This window comes from Endozoicomonas sp. PH6C, assembly GCF_059322965.1.
The window spans coordinates 1,101,900-1,119,547 of record NZ_CP185342.1 but is presented as its reverse complement, the minus strand read 5'-3'; the positions used below and the strand labels follow the sequence as shown (position 1 = coordinate 1,119,547).

Genomic DNA, 17,648 nt, shown 5'->3' with positions numbered 1-17,648 from the left:
CCCTGGGAGTCTGAACGGGAATAGCGCGGGCGACTCTGTATAGAGGACGCTTAAGCCCGATAAGCTCCCTGGGCGTTGACAGGTATTAGTCCGTCAGCTTCCACTGGTAATTAAACTTATTCACTTTACCTCTCGGAGGACTGAGTTCATCGTCCTCGACCAGATCAGCAGGCTTGCGTTTTCGACCTTTTCTTTCGTGATCTGATAGAACTTCAGGTTTTTTGCAGACCTCCCCTGACGACTGCTGCTGGCCATCCTCGATTATGGTCAGTTTACAGTGTTGTTGCTCTCTGTGGGCGTTTCTTTTGTGTCTCAACAGAGCTTTGGCATTCTTGCAGACTTTCCCGCATGGCTGCTGCTGACCATCCTCCCCAACCAGGCTCACTTTACAGCTTTGCTGCCCGCAGTGGTATTTACTTTTGTGATCCGACAAGGCAGCAGCACTTTTACAGACCTTCCCGCAGGGTCGCTGCTGGCCATCCTCCCCTATCTTGGTTGAGTCACAGGTTTGCTCCCCGGTGTGGCATCTGCTTTTGTGTCTCGACAGGGCTTGAGCATTCATGCAGAGCTGCCCGCATGGCCGCTGCTGACCATCCTCCCTGAAGACGTTCACTTTACAGGTTTCTTGCTTGCCGTGGTATTTAATTTTGTGGTATGCCAGTGCTCTGGCATTCTTGCAGAGCTGCCCACATAACCGCTGCTGACCATCCTCCCCGACCACGGTCACTTTACAGGTTTGTTGCACTCTGTGGTATTCAACTTTGTGGTTCGACAGGGTTGCAGCACTCTTAAAGACCTTCCCGCATGGTCGCTGCTGACCATCCTCGCCAAAGAGGATCACTTCACAGGTTTTTTGACGGCTGTGGTATTTACTTTTGTGATATAACAGGTAATTAGCATTCTTGCAGAGTTTCCCGCATGGCCGCTGCTGACCATCCTCCCCGGACACGATCACTTTACAGGTTCGTTGCCCGCTGTGGTATTTACTTTTGTGGTTCCAGAGGGCTCTGATATTCTTAAGGACCTTACCGCATGGTCGCTGCTGGCCATCCTCTTCAAACATGATCACTTCGCAGATTTGTTGCCCGGAGTGTTCGCTTCTTTTATGAGTCTTCAGGGATGAAGAACTCTTGCAAAGCTTTCCGCATGGCCGCTGCTGGCCGTCCTCCCCGATAACGGTTAAGTCACAGGTTTGTTGTCTGGTGTGGCATGTGCCTTTATGTCTCGACAGGTCTCTGGCATTCATACAGATCTGCCCGCATGGCCGCTGGCGACCATCCTCTCCGACCACGCCCACTTTACAGAGTTCTTGCCTGCCATGGTAGTGAATTTTGTGATATATCAGCGCTCTGACATTCTTACACAGCTGCCCGCATGACCGCCGCTGACCATCCTCCCCAACCACGCTCACTTTACAGGCTTCTTGCCCGCTGTGGAATTTACTTTTGTGGTCCGAAAGGGCTCTGGCGTTCTTAAAGACCTTCCCACATGGTCGCTGTTGGCCATCCTCCGTGAACATGATCACTTCACAGGATTGTCGCTCGGTGTGTTCTCCTCTTCTGTGATTCAACAGGGCTTGAGCACTCTTGAAGAGCTTTCCGCATGGCCCCTGCTGACCATCCTTCCCGAACACAATCAATTCACAGGTTCGTTGCCCTCTGTGGTATCTACTTTTATGATCCGTCAGGACTTTAGCATTCTTGCAAAGCTTTCCGCATGGCCGCTGCTGGCCGTCCTCCCCGACCACGGTCAGGCCACAGACTTTTTGCTCGGTGTGGTATGTGCTTTTGTGCGTCGATAAGGATCTGGCATCCTTGCAGACCTTCCGGCATGGCCGCTGCTGGCCGTCCTCCCCGACCAAGGTCAGGCCACAAACTTTTTTCCCGGTATGGCATTTGCTTTTGTGATTCACCAGGACTCGATCACTCTTAAAGACCCTCCCGCATGGTCGCTGCTGGCCGTCCTGCCCGACCACGGTCAACTCACAGACACTTTGAGTGCTGTCGGCTTTAGCCTGTGCTGCGCTTGCCCGGGAAAGATGAGGTTGTCTCTGAGTCAATTGGGATGATTTAGAGGTGGTTTGTTGTGTTTCTGAAGGGGTAAGCGTAAAGGCCAGCTCGTCTTCTTTGAAAAGACGCTGCAGATCGAGTGACCCATTGATGACCATTGAATCATCAGCAATGAAAGGCAGATGCCTGAGCATTGGCACATCACCATCAAGTGACTCATTAGCGTCAATGGCATTCTGGATTAAGTCTGCAACATTATCATCAATGTCATCAAAGGGTAGCTCAGAATCGAATGGGAACTGAATGTCAGAAAGATCATTCAATGAATTGAAAAAAGGTTTTTGACGGGACTCCGTAACATATGCAGGATCAAAATGATTCATGCAACCTGAGCAGTGTCCGGTAGCCAAGTGAACGCATGAACTTTCGAGGGTATTCAGGGGCAATTCAGCGGGCTCTGTGCTCTCGGGCAAGGGGTGCAAATGACAAAAGCCATGACAGGGATGAATGAAACAATTTAAACCCAAAGTGTGCAGGTGTTGCTGTTCGCCTCCGTTTCCGCCGCTATAGTCATTATTCAGGGGTCTGACAAAAGAGCTTATAGACGGCAGGCTGGCTTTTGAGGCTTGCTGGCCGGATGATTCTGACGACTGGTATTGTGGTGAGTTCTCTGCGGAGCCAAACACTGCTGTGATGGCCGCAAACCGGTGATTCTCTCGTGTCAACATAGATGTCGCCTGTTGTTCAATAGGGCTAAACAGCCGTGTATCAGGCTTCCAATAGTTTTTTAAAAGCCAGGCAACAGCGACAGGCAATTCCAAAGGCAGCCATGAATAAGGCTCGGCGCCCATGGGTGTCAATTTTGTGGTAACGAACAGTTCGTAAGCAATCAGCAGATTCGAAGCGTAAAGCCATTGCCATGAAATCGACTCAATGATGGTCTTTTCTATTCCATAACCATGAGTCCTATGTCGTTTTTTATCAGTTGGCAAATCTGATTCTGCATAGTCATTTATGTGGGCAATATCTGATGGGTTGCCCGACAACGTATGCCAGCCGTGCTTTATAGAAAAATTTTGTTTTGGGGAGCCTGCATCCCGTTCAATCTCCACAACAAAACGTCTTGTCAACGATCCTGCCTGACAGATGACAGACAACGACAGTAGCAGCAACATTACCGCAAAGAGTGAGTGCTTAATAATTCTATCTCTGCATTCCGGTTTACAGAGAGGAAGGATAGATCAAGAAAATAAACATGTTTTCTGTCAAACCGCTCAAAAATCGTACTCCTGTGCCCCCTGCGAGTCTGAGCGGGAATAGCGCACCCGGGCGATCCCGTAACGAGGACGCTTAAGTCCGACAAGCTTCCGGGGCATTGACAGGTATCAGTCCGTTAGCTTCCCCTGGTAATCACACTTATTCACTTAATCTGCAGAAGGACTGAGTTCATCCTCCTCGCCCAAAGCATGCTTGCGTTTTCGGTCTCTTCTTTTGTGATCTGATAGAGCTTGAGTTTTTTTGCAGAGCATCCCGGACGACTGTTGCTGGCCATCATCGACAACGGTCAGGTTACAGTGTTGTTGCTGTCTGTGGGCGATTTTTTTGTGATACGACATAACTCTGGCATTCATGCAGACTTTCCTGCATAGCTGCCACTGAAAATCCTCCCCGAATACGATCACTTTACTGTTTTATTGCCCGGTGTGGTATTTACTTTTGTGATCCGACAAGACAGCAGCACTCTTACAGACCTTCCCGCATGGCCGCTGCAGACCATCCTCCCCGACCACGCTCACTTCACAGGCTTCTTGCCTGCTGTGGTATTTAATTTTGTGATATCTCAGTGCACTGGTATTCTTGCAGAGCCGCCCGCATGGCCGCTGCTGACCATCCTCCCCGATCGCGATCACATTACAGGTTTGTTGCCCGCTGTGGTATTTACTTTTGTGGTCCGACAGAGCTCCAGAGCTCTTAAAGACCTTCCCGCAGGGTCGCTGCTGGCCACCCTCCCCAAACATAACCACTGCGCAGGTTCGTTGCCCGGAGTGTTTGCCTCTTTTATGATTCATCAGGGCTTTAGCATTCTTGCAGACATTCCCGCATGGCCGTTGCTGGCCGTCCTCCCCGACCACAATCACTTCACAGGTTCGTTGCCCGGTATGGCATTTGCTTTTGTGATTTATCAGGGCCTTAGCATCTTTGTAAAGCTTTCCGCATGGCCGCTGCTGGCCGCCCTCCCCGATCAGGGTCACCTCACAGACTTTTTTAGCACTGCAGGCTTTAGCCTGCGCTCTGCCTGTCCGTGAAAGATGAGGTTGTCTCTGATCCAATTGGGATGACTTAGAGGAGTTTTGTTGTGTTTCTGAGGGGGTAAGCGTAAAGGCCAGCTGGTCTTTTTTGAAAAGACGCTGTAGATCGAGTGATCCATTGATGACCGCCAAATCATTAGCAATGGAAGACGAATGTCTGAGCATTGGCACATCATTATTGAATGATCCGTTAGCGTCAATGGCATTCTGAATTAAGTCTGTAAGGTGACCATCAATGCCATCAATGCCATCAATGCCATCAATGCCATCAATGCCATCAAAGGGTGGCTCAGATTCGAACGGGAGCTGAATGCCAGAAAGATAATGCAATTTATTGAAAAAAGGGTTTTGATGGGACTCCCCGGCATATGCAAGATCAAAATGCCTCATGCAACTTGAGCAGTGTCCGGTAGCCAGGTGAACGCATGAGCCTTCCAGGGTGTTCAGGGGCCATTCAGCAGGCTCGCTACTTTCGGACAAAGGCTGCAATTGACAAAAGCCATGACAGGGATGAATAAAACAATTTAAACCCAAGGTGTGCTGGTGTTGCTGATCGCCTCCGTTTCCACCGTTATAGTCATTATTAAGGGGTCTGACAAAAGGGCTTATAGGCGGCAGGGTGGCTTTTGAAGCTGGCTGGCCGGATGATTCCGAAGACTGGTATTGTGGTGGGTTCTCTCCAGAGCCAAACACTGCGGAGATGGTTGCAAACCGGTGCCCCCACCGTGTCAACAAAGATGTCGCCTGTTGTTCAATTAGGCTAAACAGCTGTGTATGAGGCTTCCAATAGTTTTTTAAAAGCCAGGCAACAGCGACAGGCACTTCCAAAGGCAGCCATAGACAAAGCTCGGCGCTCATGGGGGGCACTTTTGTGGTAACGAACAGTTCGTAAGCAATCAGCAGATTCGAAGCGTAAAGCCATTGCCACGAAATCGACTCAATGATGGTCTTTTCTATTCCATAACCAGATGAACTATGTCGTTTTTTATCAGGTGACAAATCGGGTTCTGCATAGTCGTTTATGTGGACAATATCTGATGGGTTACCTGGCAACGTATGCCAGTCACGTTTTATAGAAAAGTTTTGTTCTGGGGAGCCTGCATCCCGTTCAAGCTCAACAACAAAACGTCTTGTCAACGATCCGGCCTGACAGATAACAGACAACGACAGTAGCAGTGACAGCAGTGTCGCAAAGGGTGAGTGTTTAATAATTCTATCCCTGCATTCCGGTTTACAGAGAGGAAGGATAGATCAGGAAAACAAACATGTTTTCTGACAAAACACTCAAACGCCTGTGCCCCTGGACAGCTATTCGTGCTTCAATAGCCTTTTAATCATTAAGCCTGTGATATTGGAATCCAAGTATGAAAGTACTGGTCATCGGTCAAACCGGCCAGGTCGGCCATGAAGTCTGCAAAAGACTGACAGAGAAAGGTATTCCCTGGCACGCGCCGGACAGAACGGAACTGGACTTATCCAGGCCCGATCAGATTCAGAGCTGTCTCAACCGCCACCAGCCAGATCTGGTCATCAATGCTGCGGCCTATAACAATCCGGTCAAGGCCGAGAATGAGCCTTCCCGCTGTTTCAGTATCAACAGAGACGCCGTTGCAGAATTGGCAGACTGCTGCCAGCGTCAAGGCATTATTCTGTTTCAGCTGTCAAGTTACAGGGTATTTGACGGTACCAAGCAGGAACCTTATAACGAAAAAGATCCTACCAACCCCATCGGTGTTCTCGGTAACAGCAGGCTTCAGGCGGAGCAACAAATCCGTGAACGCTGTGAGCGGCATATCATTCTGCGTCTGTCGTGGATCATCAGTGCGCGTCGTCCCAACATGCTTAGAAGACTGGCGGAACAGATGCTGGTTAACAAGGAAGTCTATGTAACTCCGGACCAGCTGGGTTGCCCGACACCGGCTGACGATGCTGCCCGGATTATTATCGCCATGGTTCAACAACTCGATTGTGGCGCCCAGACCTGGGGCACTTACCACTACTCCACCACAGAGTCGGTTTCTGAAAGCAACTTCGCCGAAATTCTTATTGCTGAGGCTTCCCAGCATCGCGACCTGAGCGTCCGAAAGCTGATCATGGCCAACATCGAATCCAGGGAAGGCATCAAACCTCCCGCCAATGGCACCCTATCTTCCAATAAGGTGCTGAACACTTTTGGCGTACATGCCCGCCCATGGAGAAGTGCTGTGGCCCGTATTGTCCGTGAAGTATGTGAGCTGACATCTTATCCACCGTAAACGACGGGGGATTGAAAAATAGCACAAGAGGCTTGCCCTGCAAGCCGGGCTTGCTGGTTTCAAAGTTGTTAGGTTGTTAAAGGTAATCGGGCCTTTCATTCTTTTCCATTTTTTCATCATCGCCTTTACCTTATCATCAAACCCGACGTTTTCAGCATCAATATCTCTTAGCTGTTTTTCACTAAGAACACCGGTATTTTTGGCAAATTTTTGTCAATCAATGCCTGGCTTAGAACCAATACTCAGGAGTTCATCCTCTGCAACGGTAGAATCCAAAGTTAGATGTGCAGTGGCGTATGCAACGGCTTGGGTTGACGGAACAGTTTCGGGATCTGATAGCTCATTAGATAGTTCTCTGGGAACCATACCAAAGATCAAAAACATACTATGTATAAATTTGTCTTTTTTTTCTGGCTCATCAGCTTCCAGAAGCTTAACAAGCTGTTCGTTGGCTTTAATGCTAAAGTTTTCTAAAAGCTCAAGTTGCTCACTGGGTACACCTTCAGCAAAACTGACATGCTCAGGAAACATATCTCTTAAACGCTGTCCGTGCATTGATCTTATAAGAACCATTGCAGTATACATAGCTTCAACATCGCTAAAATCATCATTTTCATCGCTAGTAACTCTTAACCCCATAAAATGAAGTGTTTCACTGGCATGTCTACCTAAATATTTCCTGTTAGATCGAGTAATAAAAGAATATCGACCAAAACTCGCACAGCCCCACATAACAATTCCTGATAAGTACTCATACTCCGTATCCGTACTCGGAAGACCAAAACCATACTTGACATAAACATCTCTGGCTAATTTATTTAACATTGCTATTGTTATAAACCTTGATGGGACTTTTTCACGGTACAGCCACAAACTCGCTTCAGAAAATATTTCAAAGATAAAATTAATTAATTCTGATTTCTCTCTCTGATCTAATCCGGAATAAAAAACTTTGCCCGGGTCATCAGAAGCCAAAAGATTATTAGTCGTCAAGTAGTCCAGCAATTCGTTTCTGAATTGTTTCAAACTGGTTTCGTTCTCAAACACATCTCTGTTAACAGCAAGTGCTTTGACAATTCTTGTCACCTCTACATAATCTTCAATTCCCTGAGATTTTGCCAATTCACCGACTTCTAAAATAAGATGGTAAAGAGACACACTGCCATTTAAAAATTTAACCCATTTCGAATAAAATTTACTTAGCGCATTATTATCTGATACAAAACTTTGCGTTAAAAGTCTATAAAGTTCCGGGAGCTTATAGTTATCATTAATGCGAAAACAATCATCTCTCTGGCTTCCATTTGAATCCAACGTTTTGAACCATTCAAATACCTGGATTGCTAAAGGATCAGCCTCTTCTGTGCCTGACACAGGTTCTTCACTGTCTTGTCCTGTTGCAGCAGACAGCCCTTCCGTCGATTCCTGCTCAGCGACAATGTTTCCTGACCCAGCTCCTTCCTTGTCTTGTCCCGTTGCAGGGAGCTGTTCTTTAGTCGGTTCCTGCTCAAGTTCACTGGATTCACGATCCAGACATTCTTTGCATTTATCGAAGGCGAGTACAGGTTTATTACAAATCAGGCATAAACCATTGTCTGATGACCCACCTGACCCATCATCTCCATCACTCTCACTGCCACTGCGGCTGCCTCGATTTTGACGACCATACTCTCGTTGACACCGGGGGCAAGAGGGTGGTCCAACGTCAGCCGTTTGTTTTCCAGCCTGAGTGGTTCCTCCGGAATGACCGATCCCGGTAGGCACGTAGCCCGGAAAAACGGACACGCTGTGTAATTGTTTGGGACTGAAAATGAACTCTTGCTGTGCATAACGATGGTAGTCTCCTGTTTGTAGCGGTTGTGCCGGGTTACTGTTCAGGTAATGATCAAATACGGCCTCCGGATTATCGGGATTTCTGGACAATGCCAGAAAAAACCCTGAACTCCTTTCAAGATTTGCACCTCTTATTTTATCCCAAAGTTCCCGCGAAATAATGATTGCCTGCTCATTCCAACCCTGCTTTATTTTGAGCACAATCCGGGTATCCCAAATCTGTTTTTTTACGGCCTGACCGTCAGTGCCAGGTATCAGGGTCATTCTGCTGACATGCTCACTGGTCCATTCAAAGGAGTAAAGAGGGCCCATCCCACTGCCCGGCCTTTTTTTGAATAAATCGTCTAAATCATCGCTGCCGCCAACACCGCCACCACCAGAGCTTGTATAGGGTTTGATGTTATCGGCAGTATCAGCGGCTCCGGGTATACCACTGAAACGGCTGCTGACGTCAGAATGACCAGGCCCATTTTTTACAGCTTGTTTATTGCGGTAAAAAATATCGACAAATGATGTTTTTTTGTTAGCTGACGTATTAATGCCCGATGACGAAGGTAAAGCAGCGCTTTCTGAAAAAAGACCGCTGCACTGCGGTTCTATAACCCATCCATTCTCGTTATCTTCAATGGTCAAAACCAAGGATTGATGACCAGCCGGTAAACGCCATCTGACCGAGTACTCATGCTGCCAGCGAACACTGTCAGGTGTCGATGCAACCCGTATCACGCTCCCATTTTGTATATCTGGCATACCCTGACCCGTTACAGGCTTTTTAATGACCGGCGGGGTGGGATAATTTCCTGTCGACAATACGGGGGGCGTCCTGAAACAAAAATTAAATTGATCGCCCGGTTGACTATCAAGGATGACATAAAGCTGATTGTTCGCCAATTCAGAAACTGTTTTAGCGTTCTCGTCAACCGCCTTGCGATCATAAGTAAGAAGGAGGGGCGGTTTGTTATCTCTAAACGATAGTTTATTAATCTCCCCCGATGTGTCAGTGACTTTGGAGAAGCTTCCCCAATCCGACCAGCTCAACAGGCTGGTATAAAAAGCACAGTGACCAGAAAGCGGCAAAATGACAGACAAGATGAACAAAAAAAACAGGCGAACCATAGTCAGAGGCCCTGCATTTTTCATGATCGGATTTTCCTGAAGATTTGTGATTGATAAGGCATAAAAGTAGACCTTAAATTTGAAAATTTTTTATTTATTTCTGAAGCTCTGATGTGTGATGAGACTAATCTGTATTTGCCTCGTGGAGAGGTGAATCCTGTTGAAAAGTCACTCTCAGGGCATTAACCTTGACGAGGGTACTCCCTTTTGCACCGGGAAAGAGTTTGAACCTTATGAAGCTGTTTCTTCAAGAAACAAAAACTTTCATTTGATATTAAAACATTAATGGAAATCCCCGAGACAGATTAATGAGTTCCTATTTAATACGCTCAAGGAGTTCGAAATGCCACGCCCACTCTATCCAGCAACCCTGACAGCCAAACACCAGCTCAGTCAGAACTCCGTACAACTGGACTTCAGGTTAGAGGCCGGTTTTGACTATCAGCCCGGACAATTTGTGCAGTTGCACTTCTCCTTCCAGGGACAGGACTATAAGAGAAGTTACAGCATTGCCAATTCACCCGAGTCTTTCCAAAACTCTCAACAGCTTGAGATAGCCATTAGCTTTGTTAAAGGGGGGGTTGCCTCTTCTCTGTTCAGTGAAGCAGAAGCGGGTCTGGAACTGTCCATCGGCGGGCCTTTCGGAGTTCTCACCGTACCGAAACAACACGACGGACGCATCATACTGGCAGCTACCGGAACAGGTCTTGCACCCTACCGGGCCATGGTACCTGAACTGAAAAAACTGGCCAGTGAAGGTACTCGGATTCTTGTTTTGATGGGTGTAAGAGACAGGGCCGATATGATTTACGAGCAGGATTTTCGAGACCTTGCAGCTTTATCCGAATCCATAGAATACAGGGCCTGTTATAGCAGGGAAAAGTCACTAAACTCCTCCGCCAACGAATACCCTGGTTACCTTCAGAATCAGTTTCCACAACTGAATCTTTCACCCGAAAAAGACCTGGTTTACCTGTGTGGCAACCCTGCCATGATTGACGATGCTTCCGCAGAACTGAAAGAGCTGGGCTTTGGACCAAGGCAGGTCAAGCGGGAAAAGTATGTCTTTTCCAGTTAATCCTTCTTGCGACTGAAACCATGGGCGCCCATTGCTGTTTTTTGATAGCACCAATAAGTTAGTACACACCCACTTAAAACCTGTGTATGATGAGTTGCACCCCGTTGAAACGCAACGGTAATCGTCGAGATTCAATTGCGGGTGAAAAAAATATAAAAACAACAAAAAACAATATAAAAATAATAAAAAAGGTAACTCCATGTCGAAACGGCTACTCAAGCTGCTGGTTCTTCATCTAGCACTGTCTCTCTTCCCTCTCCATTCCTTCGCATCCATACAGCCACTGTTTCAGTTCGCTGCCGGATTGCTGAACAATGGAAAGTTTCCAGAGTCTGACCGCTACACTACCGATGATGATATTGTCATTCTTACCAATGATGGCGTAGAACTGACCGCTAATATCTTTGTACCCACCCAACTTACCGGGTCTGCACCCGCTGTCGTATTTATTAACAGTTGGGGGATGAATGAGTACCAGTACCTGCAACAAGCTGCAGCACTGGCTGAACGAGGATATATTGTTCTTAGCTATTCTACCCGGGGCTTTGGCGAGTCTACCGGACAAATTGACACGGCTGGTCCTAAAGACATTGCCGACTACAGTCAGGTCATTGACTTTCTACTGAATAACTACCCTGTAAACCCCAATGCGGTTGGTACTGCGGGTATCTCTTATGGCTCAGGTATCAGCCTGATCGGAGCTGCTCACGATGAACGGGTCAAAGCCGTTGCCGCCATGAGCAGCTGGGGAAGCTTGCTGGAAGCACTCTACGGCAATCAAACCCCCAGACTGGCCTGGGGAGAATTACTGATTTTGTTATCTGACCTCCAAGGCAGTCCCGATCCGATCATTGCTGAAAACTGGAACATCATTAAAAACCAAAAGCTGGATCAGTTACCTGCCGTTATCGAGTGGGCAGATGAAAGGTCTCCGATCAGCTACGTCGAGCAACTGAATCAGAATAATACTGCCGTCTATTTTGCCAAAGCTTATGGCGATAACCTTTTCCAGGCAAACTCTCTGCTTGAGATGTACAGCCAGCTGAGTACCCCCAAATATATCGATCTGCTGACCGGAACCCATGCAACGGCAGAGCTGTTGCCTCCGCTGTTGGGCATTGGTGAAGACAGAATCTGGAACAATGTCTACCAATGGTTCGACATTCACCTGAAGGGTGAAAGTAACGAACTGAGTCAGGCCAGTCCGTTTCAGATGAAAGTAAAGTTCCAGGACCGGTATGAAGGGTTCGACGGTTTTCCAATAAAAGAAGCTGCAGAGCAGAAGTACTATCTTCATCCAAGGTCTGCATTTGATAACGGCGATTTGGAAACCTTTCCCTATGAACCACCGTTCTGGATGTCAAAAGACAACACTATCAACTCCTGGACGGGTAGTTTATTCAGTACCCAGATTCCTGTTCTTTCACAACTTCTGGAACAGCTTGAAGTCCCGGTCGTCACTAACATTTACGCCGCATCCGATTTCAGAGGCATTTATTTCAACACCGATAAGCTGCAGAACGTCATGAAAATAAGGGGTAATCCGGTGGTTAACCTTGTGGTTCAACCACACTATGACAAGGCACAACTGGTGGGTTATCTCTATGACATGGACAGATTGGGTAATGCAAGACTGATCACCCACGGCGTATCAACCCTGCCTCAGGCCGAACCCGGAGAAAAAATCGAAATGTCCTTCGAACTGGTCACCACAGCCTATGACGTACCGGAAGGAAACCGGGTTGTATTGGCAATAGATACTATGGACCCTCAGTATAAGAGGCCTACAAGCGACAATTACTTTATTGATTTCGAGTTTAGTCGCCAGAAGCAATCAACATTCACGATTCCAACCCTTCAGGCAAACTGAGCCTACACAGTTTCTTCTTCTGAACATCACCGCCCGGAACCATTCCGGGCGGTTTCTATCAGGATATTCGGGGCTTGGGGATTTCCTCGTTAAACTGACACTCCCCGCCCTATCGGGCGAGGGTTCTTGATCGCTCAAGAACGTTTCTGTTTCATAGTTCGTTGCTCAGGGAACAGGCTTGGTTATCGCGCAAAAGTCCCACAGTGGGAGCTTTTACGATGGCGAATCAACCCATGCTCCCCAAGTCTCACACAAACTCCACAGACTTAACTTCCCGTCTGCCCGACGGTAGGTCTACAAGAGACAGGACAAAAGGTAGCAGTTTACCTACAAACACTCAACCGGAACGCTCTACGCGTTCCCGCCTTATATCCCCGCCCGCATTGGGCGAGGCTTTACGGCGAAACAGGTAAACTCTCTCTGCAATCACCGCCACACTGAACCAGATACTTCCTAACAGCAAACCTGCCAGAACATCTCCAAACCAGTGGGCTTCAAGCACAAGTCTCGAGAGTGCCACCATCAGGGCAATCATCATGGCACAACTGTAGGCACTGAACTTAACAACGCCTCTCTTGGCGGCCACCAGGTATAAGGTCACCAGCAGCCAGACAAAGGTAGCCTGAGTGGTATGCCCGGAAGGGAAAGAAAACTGATCCAGACCATCAAAGTCAGCTGGTCTGGGTTTATCAATCCCCCATTTCATCAACCAGAGAGTTGCCTCCATACCCGCCAGGCAAGTCGACATAATCAACAATTTTTTATAGCGCCTGCACCAGAGAAAGTAGACAGCAAACAACACCAGAGGTAACCAGAGAATAAGGGCACTTCCCAGCCAGGTCACCAGACCGGACAGGTACTCAACTATCGGTACAGAAATACTGGCAATAAACGAGTGCATTCTGGGATTGTGGTCATCAAACTGACCACTGACGTCCATCACTGTCAGAAGTAACAGGCTGATATGCGCTATCACAATGAAGCTGAGCGGTAACGGCAGCATCAACTTTTTCCTGTAGAACCTGCGATCCAGAATCAGCCCCAGATAAGCAATCAACAACGAAACAACGGTCAAACCGGTTAAAAGATAGTAAAAGGATTGTGGCACATCCAGCTTCAGGGCAGCACCGGTCAGATAGCCCGGCATGGTGTAGGCTATCGCCCAGGGCGCCGTGGAGAGCAGGTTGATAATATAAAAACGCAGGGGAGGCATATCCATCATCCCGGCAACGGCTGGAATCACCGGACGGATAGGGCCTATAAAACGCCCCAGGGCAACACTGAAGCCACCGTACCGTTCAAAAAAGCGTTCGCCTTTTTCCAGCCAACCGGGATGCCTTGAAAATGGCCAGCAGTTGCGAATTCGACCATGTAAATGATAACCCACCTGAAAGCTGACACCATCTCCCAGGGCCGCACCCACAAAAGCCCAGGCCAACATGGGTAAGGGTTCCATCAACCCACTGCCAGCCAGAGCCCCAAGAGCAAACAGCAGTGCAACACCAGGAATGAGAAAACCGATGGCCACCAGCGACTCCACAAAAGCAGCCAATGCTATAATCGGGCCCAGCCAGTACCCGTGATGTTGAAGCCATTCATGCACTGCAACAAAGCTATCCGATTCCACAAAAAGCCTCTTTCAGAGTCATCATTTTTGGCCAGAAGCCAGTGTTCTCCTGCAAAGCAAGAAGGCTTATAACCCTGGGTGAATTCATTGATGTAAAATACTCCTATCATACCTACGAGAAATGCCACGCAATACAATATTGAGAGCAGAGCCATGACACCGGAACGTTACAAGAAATTTAAACACCTTCTGGATCGACGCCAGCCCGACCTGACGGTAATCACCGATCAGGTTCATAAACCCCATAACCTTTCAGCTATTATCCGAACCTGCGATGCAGTAGGCATTCCCGATATTCATCTCAGCCAGCCAAAGATGGGCTATCGAAATTTCCGCGGCAGGACTGTTGGCAGCCACAAATATGTCAATGTTCATCATCACAGCAGTGTAGAGGAAGGTATATCACAACTGAAAGCCAGCGGCTTTAAAGTTTATGCTGCGCATTTTTCCAACACTGCAATCCCCTATTCAGAAGTTGATTACACTTCACCTGTAGCCGTAATGATGGGCGCTGAGAAAAAAGGGATCAGCACCGAGGCAGCAGAGCTTGCTGACCAGCACATTATTATTCCCATGCAAGGTATTGTGGCTTCTTTCAACGTCTCGGTAGCAGCAGCGGTCATCCTGGTTGAAGCTCAAAGACAGCGTCTGTTAAAGGGAATGTATGATAAACCAAGCCTGCCTCCCGAGATCTACCCCCCAACCCTGTTTCGCTGGGGATACCCCGAACTGGCTCGGTATTGTGACCAGCGGGGGCTGAAATACCCGCAAATGGATGACAACGGGCAGCTTATAGACCCATCTTCCTGGTATGCCCAGGTCCGGACTGATACCTGAGTCCTATGGCAGTTTCTGCTCATTGAAGCCAGTCCCTTGTCATGAGCTGACATTGCTTGCCAAACATACCGTAAATGTCTTAGTTTCAAACATTGAAACTCTTCATAAGCAGTCCTTGTACTCATTACTCACTCTTACTTTAAAAACAGAGGCTACATGATCCCCCGTATAGTATCCCGCATCAGGCAACTCAACCGCACTGCCTCTTTGCCCTTGAGAGGATTACTGGCTGCAGCTGCATTCATACCTTCACTGGCTATTGCAGCAGATAGCGCGGTTTTCCTGCAATATCATCATGTCAGTGACAAGACCCCGGCTATCACGAGTATTACGCCAGAGATGTTCAGGCAACATCTGGATTACCTGGATAAGAATGACTTTAACGTAGCGCCCATAGAGGCCATCACCAAAGCCATACAAAATGGCGACTCAGTGCCTGATAAAACGGTAGTGATCACTTTCGATGATGCTTATAAGAACATCTACGAGAATGCTTTCCCAATGCTGAAAGAAAAGGGCTGGCCCTTTACCATTTTTGTCAGCACTCAGCCAGTAGACAGCGGCTTTGGCAACTTCCTGACCTGGCAGCAGATTCAGGAGATGACCCGCTCAGGCGCGACCATCGCCAACCACACCCTCAACCACCCTCACATGCCGGAAAAGCAACCCGGAGAATCCAATCAGGCCTGGCTCGAGCGTTCCAGAAAAGAGATCACCGAAACCGAACAACGCATCAGGAAAGAAACCGGTCAGAATGTGAAAATGCTGGCCTGGCCTTTCGGTGAGACAGCCCCGGAACTGAGAAAGATGATCAAAGAGATGGGCTATATTGGATTTGGACAGCAGTCTGGTGCCGTTGGCCCATTATCAGACTTTACCCGTCTGCCCCGCTTCCCTATGTCCGGAAGTTATTCCGATATGAGTGGTTTCAGAACCAAAGTTAACAGCAGACCCCTGCCAGTGATGCAGCAGGAACCCGATACCGCCATCATCGATCCAAAAAACCTGACACCCTCTTTAACCCTTACTCTGGCCGATGGCAGCTATCAGAAACAGCAACTCAATTGTTATGTCTCCGGACAGGGCAAAGTTGAAGTGAAATGGTTCGATAAAGAGAAAACCCGATTCACAACTCAGGCAAAATCGCCACTGCCAGTTGGTCGCAGTCGCTATAACTGCACGGCCCCTTCGATGGATGGACGTCATTATTACTGGTTTTCTCACCAATGGCTTCGCCTTACGGAAGATGGAAAAGCCATTGATTAGAGTCACCTGACCAGGGCTTGCTGTCTTTTGACAGAGAGTGATACAAACGCTTAATCCGTTTCAGCCACTCTGATTTAACTGAATGGCTGAAACAGGATTAAATGAATATTAGAGTGAGTCTCTTGGCAATAGCAGTCTTTGAGGTGTTTTTTCTAAAAACTCGTAATGTACTCTATATTTCATCATTCAAAGAAATGAATGACTAGTTTATATAGGATAGTGTGAGAAACTCTGAAACAAGTGTTTTTTGAAGCTTACACTGGCGAATAATCTCTTGAATTTCTTTTTGCTTACCACTAATTATTTCACATAAGATACTCATCACAATTCTTGAAATATCAGATGTCGAGCTTATACAAGAAACAATTAAAAGTCGCATATCCTGGGAAATTTCACATCCATTGAAAAGACATATTGCATCGTAAAGATCCAAATTTTTAATAAGCTCCAGCCACGACGGAGCTAATAGAATTGTACCTTCTGTGTCGTAAGTTGTTGAGTCAACAACCCCTCCCTCAATAAAAAACACAACTCCATCTTTCCTTTGACCTGCAATAGACCACTGTTCTCCTACCCATGATTTAATTTCACAATCATAAAGTACTACAGACTGAACAAGTTTTACTTCAAATTTATCAATTGGAGAATATGAAAGCAAACCAGGCAATGGTACCCCCTTTATAGTAAAACTTTGGTCATCGAGGCGAATTATATCTTCCTGCAAACAATTTTTTAACCCATTGACCCAGATTGTTTCTGAAACAAAAGAAAAATCAATATGGCTAACTTTATCGGCCACATCATTAGTTACCAGCACTATAGCTCTTTCCATACCCTCTACATCTTGAATTGCCTCAATAAGGTTTACTTCTTCTGGACAGCTTAAATAGTTTAAAATAATTAAAAGCGGCACGTCATATTTGAAAACATCTTTTAAGTTAATTGCTACAGCACCTTGCACGTTTAAAAGAAAAGTAGCTATTACCGCAACCAATAATTTTTCAATTAAGTTCATAGCATGACACTTATACAAATATCTTAATTTTAAGACTGCCCAGACTATCACATGTCATATTCTCAATAATATCTATATGAGGCCTTACATTGATCCTCATTCCACTGGTAATAGTTCAGGTAAATAATCTGTGCATTCCCGGTAGTATCAAAGCAGCTATTTTATTCAGCACCTAACTCTTCAAAAGTCTTCAAAAATTTCCATTTTGAGGCCACAGGTATAGCAGATTAGGTATGACACATCTCCTTATTTAAAAATTATTTACATTTCATTCGTAAAAGGAGTGGCACCCATGGAGAAGTGGCGAATAAGCAAAAAAGCTGGAACCCATGATTGCCAACCTGTTGACGATTTTTGGAGGTCGCTCAGCCTGCGGTGCAGCAACTGAAACCAGCATTATGCTTTCCCAGAAATTTCAACTATACATACTGCA

11 protein-coding genes are annotated in these 17,648 nt (G+C 47.0%); 5 read left to right on the top strand and 6 right to left on the bottom strand.

All coding sequences use genetic code 11. The features are described 5' to 3' along the window. Positions 1-85 precede the first annotated feature (85 nt). The 3 genes from ACOMG9_RS04395 to ACOMG9_RS04385 form a co-directional block, all read right to left on the bottom strand. Positions 86-3,139, bottom strand: a complete 3,054-nt coding sequence (locus ACOMG9_RS04395) for a hypothetical protein (protein ID WP_494529846.1) — start codon at positions 3,137-3,139, stop codon at positions 86-88. A gap of 294 nt (positions 3,140-3,433) precedes the next feature. After that, on the bottom strand, positions 3,434-3,640 hold the full coding sequence (locus ACOMG9_RS04390) for a hypothetical protein (RefSeq protein WP_448215935.1): 207 nt from the start codon (positions 3,638-3,640) through the stop codon (positions 3,434-3,436). 60 nt (positions 3,641-3,700) lie between these two features. After that, entirely contained in the window at positions 3,701-5,455 is a 1,755-nt protein-coding gene (locus ACOMG9_RS04385; protein WP_494529845.1) for a hypothetical protein, read from the bottom strand. Positions 5,456-5,682: 227 nt separating this feature from the next. On the opposite strand from ACOMG9_RS04385, the gene ACOMG9_RS04380 reads away from it, so the two are divergent. Continuing rightward, entirely contained in the window at positions 5,683-6,573 is an 891-nt protein-coding gene (locus ACOMG9_RS04380; protein ID WP_448215933.1) for an SDR family oxidoreductase, read from the top strand. 213 nt (positions 6,574-6,786) lie between these two features. Here the strand turns inward: ACOMG9_RS04380 and ACOMG9_RS04375 are convergent, their stop codons facing one another. Beyond that, positions 6,787-9,546 (bottom strand): hypothetical protein, encoded by a 2,760-nt coding sequence (locus ACOMG9_RS04375; RefSeq protein WP_494529844.1) that lies wholly within the window; start codon positions 9,544-9,546, stop codon positions 6,787-6,789. Between the two features lie 319 nt (positions 9,547-9,865). Here ACOMG9_RS04375 and ACOMG9_RS04370 point away from each other — a divergent pair, with 319 nt between their 5' ends. Together ACOMG9_RS04370 and ACOMG9_RS04365 are read left to right on the top strand one after the other, a co-directional pair. Next, on the top strand, positions 9,866-10,600 hold the full coding sequence (locus tag ACOMG9_RS04370) for an FAD-binding oxidoreductase (protein ID WP_494529843.1): 735 nt from the start codon (positions 9,866-9,868) through the stop codon (positions 10,598-10,600). A gap of 199 nt (positions 10,601-10,799) precedes the next feature. Next, positions 10,800-12,470, top strand: coding sequence for an alpha/beta fold hydrolase (locus ACOMG9_RS04365; RefSeq protein ID WP_494529842.1), 1,671 nt, complete (start codon positions 10,800-10,802; stop codon positions 12,468-12,470). A gap of 337 nt (positions 12,471-12,807) precedes the next feature. On the opposite strand, the gene ACOMG9_RS04360 is transcribed toward ACOMG9_RS04365, so the two are convergent. Continuing rightward, positions 12,808-14,097, bottom strand: a complete 1,290-nt coding sequence (locus ACOMG9_RS04360; RefSeq protein WP_494529841.1) for a bifunctional DedA family/phosphatase PAP2 family protein — start codon at positions 14,095-14,097, stop codon at positions 12,808-12,810. Positions 14,098-14,250: 153 nt separating this feature from the next. Between ACOMG9_RS04360 and trmH the strand changes: the two genes are divergently transcribed. After that, positions 14,251-14,934, top strand: a complete 684-nt coding sequence (trmH, locus tag ACOMG9_RS04355) for a tRNA (guanosine(18)-2'-O)-methyltransferase TrmH (RefSeq protein ID WP_422132466.1) — start codon at positions 14,251-14,253, stop codon at positions 14,932-14,934. Positions 14,935-15,090: 156 nt separating this feature from the next. Continuing rightward, positions 15,091-16,200, top strand: a complete 1,110-nt coding sequence (locus ACOMG9_RS04350; protein ID WP_448215928.1) for a polysaccharide deacetylase family protein — start codon at positions 15,091-15,093, stop codon at positions 16,198-16,200. A gap of 202 nt (positions 16,201-16,402) precedes the next feature. Here ACOMG9_RS04350 and ACOMG9_RS04345 read toward each other — a convergent pair whose 3' ends face one another. Further along, positions 16,403-17,215: a hypothetical protein gene (locus tag ACOMG9_RS04345; RefSeq protein ID WP_448215927.1), complete on the bottom strand. Its 813-nt coding sequence runs from the start codon at positions 17,213-17,215 to the stop codon at positions 16,403-16,405. Positions 17,216-17,648 lie beyond the last annotated feature (433 nt).